This is a genomic window from Bifidobacterium moraviense, from assembly GCF_012932365.1.
Classification (GTDB): Bacteria; Actinomycetota; Actinomycetes; order Actinomycetales; family Bifidobacteriaceae; genus Bifidobacterium; species Bifidobacterium moraviense.
The window spans coordinates 1-1,586 of the sequence record NZ_JAAIIH010000034.1 but is presented as its reverse complement, the minus strand read 5'-3'; the positions used below and the strand labels follow the sequence as shown (position 1 = coordinate 1,586).

1 protein-coding gene is annotated in these 1,586 nt (G+C 66.7%); it reads left to right on the top strand.

All coding sequences use genetic code 11. From position 1 onward, the window contains the following. Positions 1–261 precede the first annotated feature (261 nt). Entirely contained in the window at positions 262–1,464 is a 1,203-nt protein-coding gene (locus tag G1C96_RS10050; RefSeq protein WP_470287327.1) for an IS110 family RNA-guided transposase, read from the top strand. Positions 1,465–1,586: the final 122 nt, after the last annotated feature.

The window sequence follows — 1,586 nt, the reverse complement described above, 5'->3', positions numbered from 1 at the left end:
CCCATTACCATGTTTGGTAGGCCCCGATGGCCGGGGCCGGGTCGCCGGTTCCGGTATGACTTTCCTGCCCTGTCGTCGATGATCCGGGGGGTGTTGTCGCCGGGAACGGGGACGCCCGATGACCGCTGATAGGAACCAGGCCGGCTACACGGACGCTTCAGGGGCGCATGGCGCAGGTCTCGTCGTAATGTGGGTGCGGCGCGGGCGTCCGGACTCCTCCGAGCCCGCGGCGACCGGAAAACCTTCATGACGGGAGGAACGATGATGACCCCGGACGACATCGACGTGTGGGTCGGCCTGGACGTGGGCAAGAGCGCGCACCACGCGCACGCCCTCGACCATGACGGGAACACCCTGTACGACAAGCCGTTGAAACAGGACGAGAAGGCCATCCGCACGATGCTGGGCAAGCTCTCCAAGCATGGCCGTGTGCTGCTGGTCGTGGACCAGCCCAACACCATCGGCTCCCTGCCCCTGACGGTGGCGCGGGACATGGGGATCGCGGTTGCCTACCTTCCCGGCACGGCCATGCGCAGGACCGCGCAGCTGCTGCCCGGGGACGCGAAGACCGACCGCAGGGACGCGCATGTGATCGCGTGGGCCGCGCTCAAGCTGCCCGAGACGCTCAGGGACGCGGGCCCGGATGACGAGACCCTCGCCGCCCTGAAGCTGCTCGCCGGCCACGACGAGGACCTCGCCCACGAATCCACCCGCCACGTCAACCGCCTGCGGAGCCTGCTGCTGCAGACCCACCCCGCGTTCGAACGCGCGCTCAAGGGCGAGAGAATCACGCGCGACGCGACGCTCGCGCTGCTCGAACGATACGGCGGGCCCATGGGCGTGAAACGGGCCGGGATCGAGGACGTGAAGGACTGGGCCAAGTCCAACGGGCTTCGCGCCGGCCGCATCATCGACGACATGTTCAAGGCGATCGGCGAGCAGACCGTCACCGTGCCCGGCACCCTCATGGCCGAGACCATCATCCCCTCCATCGCCCACGACATCAAGACGATCAGGGACCGGCGGCGCGAGGTCGGCCGCCAGGTCGAGAAGCTCCTGGAGGACCACCCTCTTCTCACGGTCCTGACGTCGATGCCCGGGATAGGCGTCAGGACCGCAAGCAACATCCTGCTCGGCATCGGCGGCGACATCGCCAACTTCAAATCGTCCGCCCATCTGGCCGCCTACGCGGGCATATCGCCCGTCACCGGCCAATCCGGCACCAGCATCAAAGGCGAACGGCCCTCCAGGCGGGGCAACAAACGCCTCAAGAACGCGCTGTGGCAGACCGCGTTCGTCGCATCCACCAAACACCCGCCCTCCGTGGCCTATTACAAGCGCAAACGCGAACAGGGCAAACACCACAACGCCGCCATCATCTGCCTCGCGCGTCGGCGCTGCGACGTGATCTACAGCATGCTCAAAAACGGAACCCTCTACCAGGAACCAGCCCTCGTAGCCTGAACCGGGCCACACGGGAAAGGACGCCGGACGCCACCGGCAGGGCGAAGCGCGCCCACGACAGCCAACCGGAATCCCGACACGTCAACTCCCCAAGGAGTTGACAAAAACATAGGAACACCCCC

What these genes read in the sequence shown, in the direction of transcription:
- G1C96_RS10050 (WP_470287327.1), top strand. Translation starts at nt 262, where the DNA reads ATGATGACCCCGGACGACATCGACGTGTGGGTCGGCCTGGACGTGGGC.